Genomic DNA, 14,764 nt, shown 5'->3' with positions numbered 1-14,764 from the left:
GACTGCTACCAGTCGATGGTTTCGTTCTTGAGTTCTGTGATGAGGCCCTCGACCCAGACGGTTTCGGCCTCGAACAGCGCCCTGAGGTACGACGCCTCGAGCCAGAACTTGCGCTCGAGGTTCTTGCCCTCGACCTGGTCGACCGCCCGGCCGACGACCTCGAGCTGACCGTGAAGGGCGAGCACGCGTTTCTGCAGCAGCCGGATGACCGTGTCGCGCGGCAGGTTGTGGGCCTCGGCGAGCGCGAGTGGGAACTCGGGGTACTCGTTCTTCCACGTGGACAGCATCTCGGTGAGCGAAACGAGCATGCGGTCGTGACCGGCGTCGGTGATCTCGTAGGTCGTGCGCTCCGGCCGGTTGCCCTCGCGCTCGGTGCCCGTCGACCTGATGAGACTGTCCCGCTCGAGCCGTTCGACCGTGTGGTAGAGCGAGCCGGGCCGCACCTTCACGATGTGGTCCTCGGAGCGGGCGACGAAGGTCTGGAACATCTCGTACGGATGCATAGGCCGCTCGAGCAGCAGACCGAGGATCGCGATCCCCAGGGGCGTCAGTGACGACATCCGCGACCCTCCTTCCGTTCTCGCGCAGCTCGGGGTTGCCCCGCAATGATTATTCCTCGTGGAATATTACGCGCGGAATAGGCCACGACGCAAGCCCGTTCTCGGTGGGCGCCCTGGCGCCCGTCACTCACGGTGCGAGTCAGTGGTGGAATGCGACGCGTTTGCGGTGCGGCAGCGGAGCATCCAGCCGCTCGAGGTCACGCACGCGCGTCTTGATGTCTTCGAGGAGTCCGGCGGCGAGGTCTCGCGACAGTCCGTTGCGCACGACCACGCGCGCCACGGTGAGCGAGGTGAGCGACTCCGGCATGGGATACGCCGGCACGAGCCACCCGTTCGTGCGTAGCGACTCCGTCAGGTCATAGAGCGTCCACTTGTCGGTGTAGCCGTCTTTCAGCTGCCAGGCCATGACCGGGATGTCGGAGCCGTCGGTCCACAACTCGAACGGCGCGAGCTTGGCGATCTGCTCGGAGAGGTACAGAGCGACGTCGCGCGACGACCGCTGCACCCGGCGGTACCCCTCGTATCCGAGCCGCAGGAAGTTGTAGTACTGCAGCAGCACCTGGGCGCCAGGGCGGGAGAAGTTGAGAGCGAACGTGGGCATCTCGCCGCCCAGGTACGACACCTTGAACACGAGGTCGTCCGGCAGCAGCGATTCCTCGCGCCAGACGATCCAGCCGAGCCCCGGATACACGAGCCCGTACTTGTGGCCCGACGTGTTGATCGAAGCGACCCGCTTCACCCTGAAGTCCCACTCGAGGTCGGGCTGCAGGAACGGCGCGATCATGGCTCCGGATGCCCCGTCCACGTGGATCGGGATGTCCAGCCCGGTCTTCGCCTGGATGGCATCCAGCGCGTCGGAGATCTGCTTCACCGGCTCGTACATGCCTGTGTAGGTGACGCCCATGATCGCGACCACGCCGATCGTGTTCTCGTCGACGTACGTCTCGAGGTCGTGGCCGTCCATGGTCTTGTGGTCGAGCGAGATCGGAACGAAGCGCGGCTCGACGTCCCAGTAGTTGCAGAACTTCTCCCAGCACACCTGCACGGCGGAACTCAGTACGAGATTCGGCTTGTCCGCGGGCTTCCCCGCGGCCTTTCTCGCGTGCTGCCAGCGTCGCTTGAGCGCCAGCCCGGCGAGCATGCATGCCTCCGACGAGCCGATCGTCGAGGTGCCGATCGCGCGCGACGGTTCGGGCGCATTCCACAGGTCGGCCAGCATCCGCCAGCAGCGTTGTTCGATCGCGGCGGTCTGCGGGTACTCGTCCTTGTCGATCATGTTCTTGTCTGCCGACTCGAGGTAGAGGCGAGACGCATGATCGTCCATCCAGGTGCCGACGAAGGTCGCCAGGTTGAGCCGCGCGTTGCCGTCGAGCATGGCCTCGTCGTGCACGACCTGGTACGCCGTCTCGGGCAGGGTCTCCGACCTCGGGATGCGATTGCGCGGGAACTCCGTCGCCTCACCGGCCCTGCTGAACAGCGGATTCAACCCGACTGTGTCCAGTTCTTCCGACTTGTGTCCCTGCTCGAACTTCTTCATCGCACACCTTTCGGATGCCTGCATCGCGGATGCGCCGGCATCCTCGACCCACGGTATGCGCGCGCTGCACGTCAGCGCAGAAGGTTGAACGGGTCTTCAGCGGCAACGATGACGTGCACGAGCTCAGTGGCCGCGGCGGACAGCGGATGCCGTCAGGTGCGCCCGCATGGACGCCGCCGCCGCGAGCGGGTCGCCGAGCCTTACCGCGGCGGCGATCGCGCGGTGTTCGGCGAGCACCGCGGCGGCATCCGCCTCGTTGCGCGGGGCGGATGCGATGCGGGCGGGCGGCAGGACGAGCGCACGAGGGCCGAGCCTTTCAAGCGCCGCAAGAAGGTAGCGGTTCCCGGATGCCGCCGCGACGGCCCTGTGGAACGCGAAGTCGGCGTCGACGGTCTCGGCGGGAAGAGTCGCGCCTTCCAGCGCAGCCAGGGCGGCGTCGATCGTCGCGAGATCGCCGTCGGTGGCGTACCTGGCCGAGAGCGCCGACGCCTCCGACTCGATCGCGATACGGAACGCGTGCAGCTCGTCGCGCTCTGTCTCGTCGCGCGCGGCGAGCCAGTCGTCCCCGGCGACCGGCGCCGGCGGCGTGAGCGCGTAGCTGCCCGAGCCGACCCTGGTGCGGACCAGGCCGCGGGACTGGAGGCGCTGGAGCGCCTCACGCACGACCGTGCGGCTGGCAGCGAACTCCTCGACGAGGCTACCCTCGCTCGGCAGCCGCTCCCCGGGAGCGATCTCGCCCGCGACGATGCGGTCGCCGATCGCCCTGGCGATCTGCTCCGCGCGCGAGGTGCTCATCGCTCCCCGGCGGCGTCGATCGTCACGGACTCGGTGGTCCAGGCGCGGGCCTGCCCGGTGAACGTGATGCCGAGTCCCGGGCGCTCGGGCACGAGCATCCGCCCGTCGCGCGTGTCGAGCCGCTCCTCGAACAACGGGTCGAGCCAGTCGAAGTGCTCCACCCAGGTCTCGCGCGGGTAGCAGGCCGCGAGGTGCAGGTGGATCTCCATCGCGAAGTGCGGTGCGACATCCAGCCCCGCCTGGTCGGCGAGGGTCATGAGCCGGAGGTACTGCGTGATGCCGCCGATGCGCGGGGCATCCGGCTGCAGGATGTCGCAGGCTCGCGCCGCGATCAGCCGCTCGTGCTCGGCCACGGAGGCGAGCATCTCGCCCGTCGCGATCGGGGTGTCGAGCGCGCGGGCCAGGTCGGCGTGGCCCTCGGCGTCGTAGGCGTCCAGAGGCTCCTCGATCCAGGTGAGATCGAACTCCTCGAGCCGGCGCCCCATGCGCAGGGCCGTCGCGCGGTCCCACTGCTGGTTGGCGTCGACCATGAGCGGGATGTCTTCGCCGAGATGCTCGCGGACGGCCCGGACCCGGCCGAGATCCTCCTCGCCGTCGGGCAGGCCGACCTTGATCTTCACGCCGCCGATGCCTTCCTCGATCGACCGCGACGCGCGTTCGAGCACGTCCTGGATCGACGCGTTGAGGAAGCCGCCCGACGTGTTGTAGGTGCGAACGGAATCGCGGTGGGCGCCGAGCAGCTTCGCGAGGGGAAGCCCGGCACGCTTGGCCTTCAGGTCGTACAGCGCGATGTCAATTGCGGCGAGCGCCTGCGTTGCGACGCCCGAGCGACCGACGGATGCTCCCGCCCACAGGAGCTTCGTGTGGAGCTTGGCGATGTCGTTGGGATCCTCGCCGATGGCCGTGCCCGCCACCTCGCGGGCGTGCGCGTACTGCGCAGGACCACCTGCGCGCTTCGAGTAGCTGAAGCCGTGCCCGGAGAAGCCCTGCTCCGTCTCGATCTCGGCGATCAGGAACACGACCTCTGTCATCGACTTCTGCCTGCCGGTGAACACCTTGGCGTCCGAGATCGGAGTCGGCAGCGGCAGCCGCAACGTGGAGAGCGTGATGGTGCGGATGGCGTCGGGCACGTAGGACATGAGAGAAATCTATCAGACAGATCCGCACTCTGTCCTACAAGTTGTGGACTCGCATCCGTTCCGCGGACGCAAATTGCGGGTGTGCCGCGCGAACACCCGCAATTTGCGTCAGCGGAGTGTGGATGGATGGTCGCCGCGAGCACGCCCGGGCCTCAGGAAGCACCCTCAGCGGCCCGGTAGAATCGAGGCATCCACCGCTGAAGAATGCAGGGAGTACGCCGTGCCCACCATCGTTGTCGACGTCATGCCGAAGGCAGAGTTGCTCGACCCGCAGGGGAAGGCCATCGCGGCGGCCCTGGCCCGCACCGGCCGCGGCGCGTTCGACGTGCGGCAAGGCAAGCGCTTCGAACTCACGACGGAGACGCAAGTCACCGACGAGTTGCTGGCATCCGTTCGCGAGATCGCCGAGGAGGTGCTCTCCAACGGCGTGATCGAAGACGTCGTCGGCGTGCACGTGGTCGAAGACTCGCCGGTCGGGATCGTCGAGGTCGCCTGATGCGGATCGGCGTGATCACGTTCCCCGGGTCGCTCGACGACCGGGACGCCCAGCGGGCCGTGCGGGCGGCGGGCGCCGAGGCCGTCGCCCTGTGGCACGGCGAGCACGACCTGAACGGTGTGGACGCGCTCGTGCTGCCCGGCGGGTTCAGCTACGGCGACTACCTGCGCTGCGGCGCGATCGCCAGCCTCTCGCCGATCATGAGCGAGGTCGTCGACGCCGCGAACAAGGGGATGCCCGTGCTCGGCATCTGCAACGGCTTCCAGATGCTCGCCGAGGCGCGGCTGCTGCCGGGGGGGCTCATCCGCAACGACCACGGCGCGTTCATCCGCCGCGACCAGAAGCTGCGGGTCGAGAGCACCGACACCGCCTGGACGAACGGCTTCGCGCAGAGTCAGGAAATCGTCATCCCGCTGAAGAACGGTGAGGGCGAGTACGTCGCCTCCGCCGAGACCATCGAGCGGCTCGAGGGCGAGGGCCTCGTGGCGTTCCGCTACCTCGAGGTCAATCCGAACGGCTCGCTGAACGACATCGCGGGCGTCCGCAACGAGCGCGGCAACGTCGTGGGACTCATGCCGCACCCGGAGCACGCGACGGAGCCCGGTTTCGGTCCGGACACGCGGGCCGCAATGCGCTCAGGGGTCGACGGCCTCACGTTCTTCACCTCGGCGATCGCGGCACTGGCCGCTGCCGCATGACGTGCTGAAGCGGATGCTCGCCCGCTTCGAACCGCTGTTCCGTCGCGTCGATCGCGTGGCAGGTGGTCGTCAGGCCGACGTGCGCATCGACGCCGAGCTTCTGACGCATCCGCGAACGCGTCGCGCGTTCGTGGCGATCACCTGGCTGCTCGTGCTCGAGTTCGCGATCGGAATCGCGGCGGTCGTCGTGGCACTCGTGCTGGCGGCGGACGGGATCCCGGTCGAATGGTCGGTGTGGATGCGCACCGTCGTCGTGCTCGGCATGACCGCGACCCTGTTCTACTTTGCGTGGCGGGCATCCCTCGGCTACTACTGGGGCTACTCGAGGCTTCGCCTGTTCAGCAAGATCTTTCCAGTGATCACGCTCGTGCTCGCCGCGATTCCCGGTCTGTACCCGTTGTGGATGGTCACGGAGCAGATCGTGTTCAGCCTGATCCTGATAGGTGTGGCGGACTACCTCGACTCCGACCACATGCGTTCGGTCTTTCCGCGGCCGCGCCGGGCCTGACCACTCGTCGTCCCCAGCTCGGCGAGTTCACCGGTTTTCATCTCTCGGCCAGCCGCACTGATTCGTGCCGACGACCATCCTGGGCGATTGGTGGCATCCAGCAGACAATGGAGGAGTGATCATGAGCGATGCGCAGACGTGGACCGTCATCGGTGTGCTCGGCGCGGCGTTCCTCGGCACGCTCACGATCGTTTCTACGCTGTTCGTTCACGTCGTTCGAAGTGAGTTGCGGCGGTTGGAGGGCGCCTTCGGCGTTCGGCTTGACGCCATGGATCGCGACATCCAGGCTCTCATGCGTCACACCTTCGGTATCGATCGCGGCGAATAGGCCCGCTCTACGATGTTGCTCGGCCGCTCGCGTCGGGGTCCTTCGCGACCATCGGGATCGAGTCGGTGAACTGCGATGCGCGCTTGTCGCCGTCGGAACTGCCGCTGAACAGGGTGTCGCCGGAGACCGCACGGGAGCGTTGCGAGGCATCCATTCCGCCCGCCTCGACCAGCTCGACGCGTTGGCGGGGCAGTCCGGCGGTGCCGTCGCGCTGGATCCACGCGACGAGGTTCTCGCGCACGTAACAGCGCAGATCGAAGAGTGTCGGGGCATCCTTCGCCGTCACGAGCACTCGCACGTGCACGTATCCGCCAATCGCATCCGTCACCTGCAGCACGGACGTGCGGTGATCCCAGAGTTCGGTCTTGCGCAGGATGCGGTCCAGCTCCTTGCGCATCCCACCCGGTGATACCCGCCAGTCGAGGTCGAACTCGACGGCGCCCAGTAGCTCGCTGTTGCGTCTCGTCCAGTTCTCGAACGGCTGCGTGGTGAAGAAGGTGGAGGGCAGGACCATGCGCCGGTCGTCCCACAGGTGCACGACCACGTAGGTGAGCGTGATCTCCTCGATGCGACCCCACTGGTTGTTGACCACCACGACGTCGTCGATGCGGATCGCACCACTGAATGCGAGCTGCATACCAGCGAAAAGGTTCCCCAGCGAGGACTGCGCCGCGATGCCGGCGACCACACCGATCAGCCCGGCGGATGCGAGGATGCTCGCGCCCGCCGCCCGCGCGCCGGGGAACGTGAGGAGGATGGCACCGAGAGCGATGACGACGGCCGCCACGATCGTGAGCCGCCGGATGATCATCACCTGTGTGCGCACCCGCCGTGCGTACCGGTTGTCGGGCACATCGAGCCGGTAGCGAGCGAGTCCGAGGTCTTCGAAGAAGATCACGAGGGCCGCCGCGAACCACGCGCCGAGCGCGATGGTGACGATGAGGAAGACGTGGTGCACGGTCTGCACCGTGGGCAGCGGAACCTGCAACGGCAGGGTCGCGGCGACCGCGATCGAGGCCAGGATGTCGAGCAGCAGCAGCCGGAACGGGATGCGCAGATGCGAGGCAAGCATCCGTGCCCATTCCCGATGCTTGGCGAGCGCACGCACGATCGCTCCGATGACGGCCGTGACGACGACCGCGGAGACGAGTGCGATGAGACAGGCGACGGCGAACGGGAGCCACCCGTGCAGATCGGCCATGGGTTCCAGGGTCGTCAGCCTCGTTCGCGGCCGCAAGGCGAGCGGTGGGGCTTGACAGGTCCCTTGCCGACCTCTGTTCCTCCCCAATTCGCCTGATTGTCGGGTATTCATCAAACGCTTGCCCCGACGCTTTTCAGCGCGTCGCGTTGATGGACCATCGATCACATCAGGCGGAGAATGGAGGTGTGGTTGTGACCGAGGCTCAAACCTGGACGATGATCGGCGTTTTCAGTGCCGGCTTCCTCGGCATGCTCACCATCGTGTCGACACTGTTCGTGCATGTCGTTCGTTCCGAAGTGCGGCGGCTCGACATGAGATTCGACCAGTTCGGTCAGAGATTGGACGACGTGGATCGCGACATCCAGGCGTTGATGCGACACATTTTCGGCATCGATCGCGGAGAGTGACTGCACCGCGGGCCAGTGATACCGATCGCGCCGAAGATAACAGCGCCGACCACTGCGTGAGACGGCATCACCTGCGGCGACCTGCCCGGAGTGCCGGTCGCGGACATCGTCCGCACCTCGGAACTGGCAGGGCCCGCCGCCACCCTCGCCGGTGCGAATCGGGCGCAATGCTAGTTCGCCGCTCACCGGAGATGCCCGATGGGACCGAGTCCGTGTCAGTCGCCGCCGATCGCGGAGCGCACCGACTGCGCAAAGGCGTCGAGAAGCTCGGGCCGCGCGCTCGATGCCTCCAGAGTCTGGTCCAACGCTTCGCCGATGCTGACACTTGCCAGGATGCCATCCGCTGCGTCCTGCGCTCGCTGGTAGAGCCGCTCGAGGTTGGGACGAATGCTGTAGCCGATGGGGCAACGCTCGGACGGTGGAGTGGTGTGCAGACCGAACAGCGGCTCGTCGCCGAGCGCATCGCGCACGTCCCGGATACTGATCGAGCTAGCTGACCGGGCGAGCGACCATCCCGCGCGGGAGCCGCGGTGCGCGATCACAAGGCCCGACTCCCGCAGACTGCCGAGCAGGCGGCGCACGACGACGGGGTTGGTTCTCAGGCTCCCGGCGATGCCCTCTGAGGTGGCCCGGTCACCGCCCAATCGGCGCCGCAGCTCGATCCACTCGAGGGCGTGCACCGCCAGGCTCAGTCGGGAGTTCGCGCTCACTTCGTTCCCTCTGTCGGTGCGCCCTTGAGCAGCTTTGCCGCACCCCACAGCGAGCCGACGTTCGCACGGCCGGGCTGCTTCGCAAGCATCCTCTCGTAGAAGTCGAGTGCGGTCGTGGTCTCAGCCTCGGTATGCGCGACGTCGCGCAGGTACCCGATCGTCGCGTCGATGTCGGCCGGCGAGTCCGAACCGCCGGGCTGCTTATGACCGCTCACCACGAAACGCGCGTCGAGTTCCTTCAGCCGGAGCAGCGCGTCGATCCAGTTGCGTCGCGACGCGGCAGTCGTCTCGGCCAGGTAGGGATACGTGCCGCTGTAAACGACGTCCCCAGCGGCGATGAGGCCGAGGTCCGGCACCCAGAGAGACGTGGTGCCCGATGTGTCGGTGTCGCCGGCCTCGATGACGCGGAACTCGTGCCCTTCCACCTCGAACGCGCCTCCCTCCAGCAACTCCGGAAGGACCACCGGCGGAATCTGACCCGGGAACAACCGGCCCCAGAAGTCATCGCGCCACTCCGGGCGGGCCTGCAGCTCCAACTCGGCGAGAGTACCGGCGGTGGCGAGGATGCGCGCGGCGGGGAACGCCGCCCGCAGCTGACCGATCCCGAACGCGTGGTCGCCATGTCCGTGCGTCAGGTAGACGGCGCTGAGCGTCTTTCCGTGGTCACGCACCCAATCGATCAGCCGTGCATTCTGCTCGACCGTGGTGAAGGTGTCGACCAGCACCGCTTCTTGCTCGCCGACGACGAGTGTGGACGAGTTGGCGACCCACCTCCACTCTTCCTGTCCAGCGGGGAGGTCCCGAGTCAGGCCCTCCCGCTTCTCTGTCCTGACCTCGTAGTCCAGTGTCTTCATCGCCCTACCCCTTTCGTTGGTTGTAACCATAGCTGTTACATCGGCGGTGTGCAAGGTTCTTTTCGCCGTGACACGGTGCGAACTGCTCGACCCGGCGAACGATCAGTGACGGTAGGCGTGGCGATCCCGCGAGAGGATGAGACCATGGCGCAGGACGGCGATGAGTTCACAGGCATCCCCGAGGTCGGAGCACTGGCGATCAACGTGTTGGTACCGCAGGAATTGCGCTGGCGCGACACCCGTCGCGACGAGGAGTTCGAGCTCGAGAGCATCACAGTGCGGCTCCTGCCGGGCGGCGACTTGGCGGCGAAGGCATATGGCCGGCCGGTGGCAGGGGGACGAGGAGCATACGTCTCGTTCCGGGTGCCGGAGCGACCGGAGCTTGTTCAGCTGATCCATCGGGCTGCGGATCGCGCAGCCGAGCTGTGGGCGGCTCACGGGACGCTGTAGCGGTCCCGGATGTCGCGGCTCCGCGCTCACCGACTCCATCGTCGCCGGTCGCGCCTGCAACGCTCACCGACTCCATCGGGTCGCCGGTATCGCGCTGCAACGCTCACCGACTCCATCGGCTCGGCTGAGAACGCGAGCGTTCTCAGCTCTCACCTCAGTCGCCGGTAGACTGGAGGGCGTTCTGCGCCGCCCGTCTGCGCACGCTCAAACACAGGGAGTCAGCCGCTTGTCCGAGCCCCCGGCATCCGCATCCATCAGCCAGCTCGACACGGTCGAGAACGCCGCGGCGACACCGGAGAAGGAGCAGCCATACGCGGCGCTCGGCCTGAAGGACGACGAGTACGCGCGCATCCGCGAGATCCTCGGCCGCCGGCCCACCAGCGGCGAGCTCGCCATGTACTCGGTGATGTGGAGCGAGCACTGCTCGTACAAGAGTTCCAAGAAGTACCTGCGGCAGTTCGGGCAGAAGGTCACGCCCGAGATGAAGAAGAACCTCATGGTGGGCATCGGCGAGAACGCCGGAGTCGTGGATGTCGGCGAGGGCTGGGCGGTCACGTTCAAGGTCGAGTCGCACAACCACCCGAGCTACATCGAACCGTTCCAGGGCGCCGCGACCGGAGTCGGCGGCATCGTACGCGACATCATCTCCATGGGCGCTCGTCCGGTCGCCGTCATGGACCAGCTGCGGTTCGGCAAGATCGACGAGGCCGACACCGCGCGCGTGGTGCACGGCGTGGTCGGCGGCATCTCGTTCTACGGCAACTGCCTCGGCCTGCCGAACATCGGCGGCGAGACATACTTCGACCCGGTGTACCAGGGCAATCCGCTCGTCAACGCACTCTCGGTGGGCGTGCTGCGGCACGAAGACCTGCACCTGGCGAACGCGTCGGGGGTGGACAACAAGGTGGTGCTCTTCGGGGCGCGAACGGGCGGCGACGGCATCGGCGGGGCATCCATTCTCGCGTCCGACACCTTCGCGTCGGGCGGCCCGACGAAGCGGCCAGCCGTGCAGGTGGGCGACCCGTTCGCCGAGAAGGTGCTCATCGAGTGCTGCCTCGAGCTGTTCCAGAAGAAGCTCGTCGAGGGCATCCAAGACCTCGGCGCCGCGGGCATCTCGTGCGCGACCAGCGAGCTCGCCTCCAACGGCGACGGCGGCATGTACATCTCGCTCGATGCCGTGCTGCTGCGCGATCCCACGCTCACGGCCGAGGAGATCCTCATGTCGGAGTCGCAGGAGCGCATGATGGCGGTCGTCACCCCCGAGAAGCTCGACGCGTTCCTCGCCGTGACCGGCAAGTGGGATGTCGAGACCAGCGTGCTCGGCGAGGTCACCGACACCGGGCGGCTCATCATCGACTGGCACGGCGAGCGCATCGTCGACGTCGACCCGCGCACGGTGGCCGTCGACGGGCCGGTGTACGACCGGCCGGTCGCGTATCCGAGCTGGATCGACGCGCTGCAGGCGGACTCGGCGAGCACGCTCGCCCGGCCCGAGGCATCCACCGTGGAGGGGCGCGAGCAGCTGCGCGACCAGTTCCTCGCGTTGGTCGGCTCGCCGAACCTCGCCGACAAGAGCTGGATCACCAACCAGTACGACTACTACGTGGGCGGCAACACTGCGCTGTCGTTCCCCGACGACGGCGGGATGATCCGCGTCGACGAGAAGAGCGGCCTCGGCTTCGCGATCGCGACCGACGCCAATGGACGATACGGCCAGCTCGACCCGCGCCAAGCCGCTCGCCTGGCCCTCGCGGAGGCGTACCGCAACATCGCCGTCACCGGTGCCGTCCCGGCGGCCGTCACCGACTGCCTCAACTTCGGCTCCCCGGAGAACCCCGAGGTGATGTGGCAGTTCTCGCAGGCGGTCGAGGGGCTCTCGGATGCCTGCCTCGAGCTGGGCATCCCCGTCACCGGCGGCAACGTGTCGTTCTACAACCAGACCGGGTCTACCCCGATCTTCCCGACCACGGTCGCGGGCGTGCTCGGCGTGATCGACGACGTGGCGCGGCGCGTCCCGTCCGGGTGGCAGGATGCCGGCGACAACATCTACCTGCTCGGAGTCACCCGTGAAGAACTCGACGGGTCCGCGTGGGCGGGTACCGTGCACGGGCACCTCGGCGGGCGTCCGCCGTCGGTCGACCTTGACGCGGAGAAGCGGCTCGCTGAGCTGCTGCACGCGGCCTCCATGGAGAGCCTTCTCGCTTCGGCGCACGACCTGTCAGACGGCGGGCTGGCGCAGGCGCTGGCCGAGAGCGTGCTGCGCTTCGGCGTGGGTGCGAGGGTGTGGCTGACCGAGATCATGGACCGCGACGCAGTGGATGCCGCGACGGCCCTGTTCTCCGAGTCCACCGGCCGCGTCATCGTGTCCGTTCCGCGCGAGGACGACGTGAAGTTCCGCGGCCTGTGCGAGGGCCGCGACTACCCGGTTCTGCGCATCGGGGTTACCGATGCGGTGGTCGGCGAGCAACCGGTTCTCGAGGTGCAGGATGTCTTCACCGTCGGGCTCGAGGAGCTGCGGGCATCCCACCAGGCGACGCTCGCGGAGCACTTCGGACCCGTCGTCGGCCAGTCGGCCTCGCAGGAGTACTACACGCCGGGGGCATAGCGCCAGGCTCGCTGTGGGCCGGCTCGCTTGCGGGCCTGCTCCCGTCGACGCCTCATGTGGGCGGACGCCGCTGCGCCCTTTGGAAAACAGGCAGATCGCTCGAAAACAGGCGGAATTTGCCTGTTCCCGGGAGGAATGCGGTTTCCTGCCTGTTTTGGGAGGTGGAGACACGGGAGCCGAGATGGCGCGGCGCGCTGGCGGGCGGACGCGGGCGACGCGGGGGTGGTAGCGCAGGCAGGGCGACGCGGGGGTCGTTGCGCAGGCAGGGCCACGCGGGGGTCGTTGCGCAGGCAGGGCCACGCGAGGGTGGTAGCGCAGGCAGGGCGACGCGGGGGTCGTTGCGCAGGCGGTGGTCTCGCGCGTCGCCGGACGGGCGTCGAACGAGCGCGGACTCAGCGGGTGCGGCCCACGCGGGTGGCCGTCGCGAGGGCGGCGACGGCCAGCACCGTGCCGAGCAGGAAGCACGCCGTGAACGGCCACGACGCGCCAAGGGCGGTGAGCGAGGCGAACACGAGTCCGGCGACGGCGACCCCGGATGACCCGCCGACGGCATCCGCGATCGCCTGCGCCGAGCTGTTGAACCCCTGGTCGGTGGACGTGGAGTAGCCGATCATCATGACCGAGAGCCGCGGGGTGGCCAGCCCCATGCCGAGGCCGGCGAAGATCCACACGCCGAAGACGGCGAACGGCGAGAGGTCGAAAGCGGAGATCACGGTCGTGCCGACGAGACCCAGAGCGATGGATGCCACGCCCAGGACGATCCAACCCCGGTTGCGCAGGCGCGGGCCGAGTCGGCCCTGCAGCCACGACCCGCCCGACCAGGCGATCGCACCACCGGTGAGGGCGAGCCCGGCGATCGCGGGACTCAGCCCGTAGCGGGTGATCAGCAGGTACGGGACGTACACCTCGCAGGCCAGCTCGGCGCCCGTGATGAAGATGCGCGTGCTCATCACGGACGGCAGCCCGCGCGCGAGCCGCAGCGTTCCGCGGGGCAGAAGCGGACGCACAGCCACCAGGAGCACCGCCATCGCGAGCACGAAAACGATCCACCGCCAGAGCTCGTCGAGCTCCGTCGCCGTTCCGAGCACGAGAACGGCGCAGGCCGCGACGACCGACCACACGATACGGGCCGGCTGCCACGGCGGCACATCGTCGCCCGCAACATCTCCGGAGGCTCCGAGCACCCGTCTGATCATGAGCAGCCCGGCGACCGCGACGGCGATCACGCCGAGGAAGATCCAGCGCCAGCCAACGGTCTCGGCGAGCAGGCCGGCCAGGAACGGTCCGATCAGTGACGGCACGACCCAGGCGGTCGAGAACCCGACGAAGACGTGCGGCTGCAGCCTGGCCGGGTACTGCCGCGCGACGACCACGTACACCGCGACCGTGAGCGCGCCGCCGCCGAGCCCCTGCACGAGGCGCCCGAGCACGAAGACCACCATGTTCGGCGCGAGCCCCGCGATCGCCAGCCCGATCACGAACAGCACGACGGCGATCACGAGAGGCACCGATGGCCCACGCCTGTCGCACCATGCGCCCGCCACGACCATGCCGACGACGCTGATGGCGGTCGAGCCCGAGAAGGCGAGCGTGTAGAGGGATGTCCCGTGCAACTCGTGTGCGATCACCGGCATCACCGTGGTGACAGCCATCGCTTCGAAGGCCACGAACAGCACCAGGGCGCACATCCCGATCGTGATCCAACGGAAGTGCGCACCGAGCACGCCGCCGCGCGGCTCGTCAGCCGGATCCGCCGTCGCGATGCTGGTGCGGCGGGCGGCCGCCCCTCCGGCATCCTTCAGCGGGAGTTCCGACGACGAAGCGGACAGCGAAGCGGAAGACGGCGTCTGGGGTGCGGCATCCGTCTCATCGGTCATGGTGCCCAACGATAAGACCTCAACTATTGTTGAGGTCAATCGCGACAAGGGTGAGGAGGGCCGATGCCCCAACTGGACGGCGGCGCACACCGCATGCTCACGGTGGGCGAGCTGGCCGAGCGCAGCGGCGTCGCGGTCTCGGCGCTGCACTTCTATGAGCGCAAGGGGTTGCTGGCCAGCGAGCGCACGAGCGGCAACCAGCGGCGCTACCGGCGCGACTCGCTGCGCAGGGTGGCGTTCATTCGCGTGTCGCAGCGAGTGGGCATCCCGCTGGCAGAGATCCGCGCCGCACTCGAATCGCTGCCGGAGGGTCGCACACCGACCAAGCGCGACTGGGCCCTGCTTTCGTCGCACTGGCGCGAGGCTCTGGATACCCGCATCACCGCCCTCGAGCACCTGCGCAACGATCTCACGGGCTGCATGGGCTGCGGATGCCTGAGCCTACGCACCTGCGCCCTGCAGAATCCCGACGACTCCCTCGGGGCGACGGGCGACGGCACCGGCCCCCGGCGCTGGGAGTAGGGCGCTCGCCGCACGAGGCCCCGCATGAGCCGTGTGTGCAGATCCGATTCTATTGACCGGGCGGTCAGTCAGGCGTA

The 14,764-nt window shown here is 67.9% G+C and carries 16 protein-coding genes; 8 read left to right on the top strand and 8 right to left on the bottom strand.

The window, feature by feature from the left end; genetic code table 11:
- Positions 1-5: 5 nt before the first annotated feature.
- The 4 genes from ACYVI5_RS06875 to ACYVI5_RS06860 form a co-directional block, all read right to left on the bottom strand.
- Complete coding sequence (locus ACYVI5_RS06875; protein WP_460579552.1) at positions 6-560, bottom strand: PadR family transcriptional regulator; 555 nt, start codon at positions 558-560, stop codon at positions 6-8.
- 139 nt (positions 561-699) lie between these two features.
- Positions 700-2,097: a PLP-dependent aminotransferase family protein gene (locus ACYVI5_RS06870; RefSeq protein WP_460579551.1), complete on the bottom strand. Its 1,398-nt coding sequence runs from the start codon at positions 2,095-2,097 to the stop codon at positions 700-702.
- Positions 2,098-2,220: 123 nt separating this feature from the next.
- Positions 2,221-2,892, bottom strand: a complete 672-nt coding sequence (locus tag ACYVI5_RS06865) for a FadR/GntR family transcriptional regulator (protein WP_460579550.1) — start codon at positions 2,890-2,892, stop codon at positions 2,221-2,223.
- Positions 2,889-4,031 carry a mandelate racemase/muconate lactonizing enzyme family protein gene (locus tag ACYVI5_RS06860; protein WP_460579549.1) on the bottom strand — a complete coding sequence of 381 codons (1,143 nt, stop codon included), beginning with the start codon at positions 4,029-4,031 and terminating at the stop codon, positions 2,889-2,891. The genes ACYVI5_RS06865 and ACYVI5_RS06860 overlap by 4 nt, the downstream gene beginning before the upstream one ends.
- Positions 4,032-4,251: 220 nt before the next feature.
- On the opposite strand from ACYVI5_RS06860, the gene ACYVI5_RS06855 reads away from it, so the two are divergent.
- The 4 genes from ACYVI5_RS06855 (at position 4,252) to ACYVI5_RS06840 (ending at position 6,061) form a co-directional block, all read left to right on the top strand.
- Positions 4,252-4,527 (top strand): phosphoribosylformylglycinamidine synthase subunit PurS, encoded by a 276-nt coding sequence (locus ACYVI5_RS06855; protein WP_460536946.1) that lies wholly within the window; start codon positions 4,252-4,254, stop codon positions 4,525-4,527.
- A complete protein-coding gene (gene purQ / locus ACYVI5_RS06850; RefSeq protein ID WP_460579548.1) occupies positions 4,527-5,225 on the top strand; it encodes a phosphoribosylformylglycinamidine synthase subunit PurQ in 699 nt (232 codons plus the stop codon). The genes ACYVI5_RS06855 and purQ overlap by 1 nt, the downstream gene beginning before the upstream one ends.
- Before the next feature lie 13 nt (positions 5,226-5,238).
- Complete coding sequence (locus tag ACYVI5_RS06845; RefSeq protein ID WP_460536942.1) at positions 5,239-5,733, top strand: hypothetical protein; 495 nt, start codon at positions 5,239-5,241, stop codon at positions 5,731-5,733.
- Between the two features lie 121 nt (positions 5,734-5,854).
- Positions 5,855-6,061, top strand: a complete 207-nt coding sequence (locus ACYVI5_RS06840; RefSeq protein WP_460579547.1) for a hypothetical protein — start codon at positions 5,855-5,857, stop codon at positions 6,059-6,061.
- Between the two features lie 7 nt (positions 6,062-6,068).
- Here ACYVI5_RS06840 and ACYVI5_RS06835 read toward each other — a convergent pair whose 3' ends face one another.
- Entirely contained in the window at positions 6,069-7,262 is a 1,194-nt protein-coding gene (locus ACYVI5_RS06835; RefSeq protein ID WP_460579546.1) for a mechanosensitive ion channel family protein, read from the bottom strand.
- 44 nt (positions 7,263-7,306) lie between these two features.
- Here ACYVI5_RS06835 and ACYVI5_RS06830 point away from each other — a divergent pair, with 44 nt between their 5' ends.
- Positions 7,307-7,669 carry a hypothetical protein gene (locus ACYVI5_RS06830; protein ID WP_460579545.1) on the top strand — a complete coding sequence of 121 codons (363 nt, stop codon included), beginning with the start codon at positions 7,307-7,309 and terminating at the stop codon, positions 7,667-7,669.
- Positions 7,670-7,884: 215 nt separating this feature from the next.
- On the opposite strand, the gene ACYVI5_RS06825 is transcribed toward ACYVI5_RS06830, so the two are convergent.
- Positions 7,885-8,379 carry an Rrf2 family transcriptional regulator gene (locus ACYVI5_RS06825; protein WP_460579544.1) on the bottom strand — a complete coding sequence of 165 codons (495 nt, stop codon included), beginning with the start codon at positions 8,377-8,379 and terminating at the stop codon, positions 7,885-7,887.
- Positions 8,376-9,233 carry an MBL fold metallo-hydrolase gene (locus tag ACYVI5_RS06820; RefSeq protein ID WP_460579543.1) on the bottom strand — a complete coding sequence of 286 codons (858 nt, stop codon included), beginning with the start codon at positions 9,231-9,233 and terminating at the stop codon, positions 8,376-8,378. Before ACYVI5_RS06820 ends, ACYVI5_RS06825 begins: the two co-directional genes overlap by 4 nt.
- 144 nt (positions 9,234-9,377) lie before the next feature.
- Here ACYVI5_RS06820 and ACYVI5_RS06815 point away from each other — a divergent pair, with 144 nt between their 5' ends.
- Complete coding sequence (locus ACYVI5_RS06815) at positions 9,378-9,683, top strand: hypothetical protein (protein ID WP_460579542.1); 306 nt, start codon at positions 9,378-9,380, stop codon at positions 9,681-9,683.
- 226 nt (positions 9,684-9,909) lie between these two features.
- Positions 9,910-12,288 carry a phosphoribosylformylglycinamidine synthase subunit PurL gene (purL, locus tag ACYVI5_RS06810; RefSeq protein WP_460579541.1) on the top strand — a complete coding sequence of 793 codons (2,379 nt, stop codon included), beginning with the start codon at positions 9,910-9,912 and terminating at the stop codon, positions 12,286-12,288.
- A 392-nt stretch (positions 12,289-12,680) separates the two neighbouring features.
- Here purL and ACYVI5_RS06805 read toward each other — a convergent pair whose 3' ends face one another.
- Entirely contained in the window at positions 12,681-14,165 is a 1,485-nt protein-coding gene (locus ACYVI5_RS06805) for an MFS transporter (RefSeq protein ID WP_460579540.1), read from the bottom strand.
- A gap of 63 nt (positions 14,166-14,228) precedes the next feature.
- Here ACYVI5_RS06805 and soxR point away from each other — a divergent pair, with 63 nt between their 5' ends.
- Positions 14,229-14,687 carry a redox-sensitive transcriptional activator SoxR gene (gene soxR / locus ACYVI5_RS06800; RefSeq protein WP_460579539.1) on the top strand — a complete coding sequence of 153 codons (459 nt, stop codon included), beginning with the start codon at positions 14,229-14,231 and terminating at the stop codon, positions 14,685-14,687.
- Positions 14,688-14,764 lie beyond the last annotated feature (77 nt).

It is taken from the genome of Humibacter ginsengisoli, assembly GCF_054780095.1.
This window is presented reverse-complemented; position numbering and strand designations above follow the sequence as displayed.

What these genes read in the sequence shown, in the direction of transcription:
- ACYVI5_RS06815 (WP_460579542.1), top strand. Translation starts at nt 9,378, where the DNA reads ATGGCGCAGGACGGCGATGAGTTCACAGGCATCCCCGAGGTCGGAGCA.
- ACYVI5_RS06805 (WP_460579540.1), bottom strand. Translation starts at nt 14,165, where the DNA reads ATGACCGATGAGACGGATGCCGCACCCCAGACGCCGTCTTCCGCTTCG.
- soxR (WP_460579539.1), top strand. Translation starts at nt 14,229, where the DNA reads ATGCCCCAACTGGACGGCGGCGCACACCGCATGCTCACGGTGGGCGAG.
- ACYVI5_RS06820 (WP_460579543.1), bottom strand. Translation starts at nt 9,233, where the DNA reads ATGAAGACACTGGACTACGAGGTCAGGACAGAGAAGCGGGAGGGCCTG.
- ACYVI5_RS06860 (WP_460579549.1), bottom strand. Translation starts at nt 4,031, where the DNA reads ATGTCCTACGTGCCCGACGCCATCCGCACCATCACGCTCTCCACGTTG.
- ACYVI5_RS06870 (WP_460579551.1), bottom strand. Translation starts at nt 2,097, where the DNA reads ATGAAGAAGTTCGAGCAGGGACACAAGTCGGAAGAACTGGACACAGTC.
- ACYVI5_RS06840 (WP_460579547.1), top strand. Translation starts at nt 5,855, where the DNA reads ATGAGCGATGCGCAGACGTGGACCGTCATCGGTGTGCTCGGCGCGGCG.
- purQ (WP_460579548.1), top strand. Translation starts at nt 4,527, where the DNA reads ATGCGGATCGGCGTGATCACGTTCCCCGGGTCGCTCGACGACCGGGAC.
- ACYVI5_RS06845 (WP_460536942.1), top strand. Translation starts at nt 5,239, where the DNA reads ATGCTCGCCCGCTTCGAACCGCTGTTCCGTCGCGTCGATCGCGTGGCA.
- ACYVI5_RS06865 (WP_460579550.1), bottom strand. Translation starts at nt 2,892, where the DNA reads ATGAGCACCTCGCGCGCGGAGCAGATCGCCAGGGCGATCGGCGACCGC.
- ACYVI5_RS06835 (WP_460579546.1), bottom strand. Translation starts at nt 7,262, where the DNA reads ATGGCCGATCTGCACGGGTGGCTCCCGTTCGCCGTCGCCTGTCTCATC.
- ACYVI5_RS06875 (WP_460579552.1), bottom strand. Translation starts at nt 560, where the DNA reads ATGTCGTCACTGACGCCCCTGGGGATCGCGATCCTCGGTCTGCTGCTC.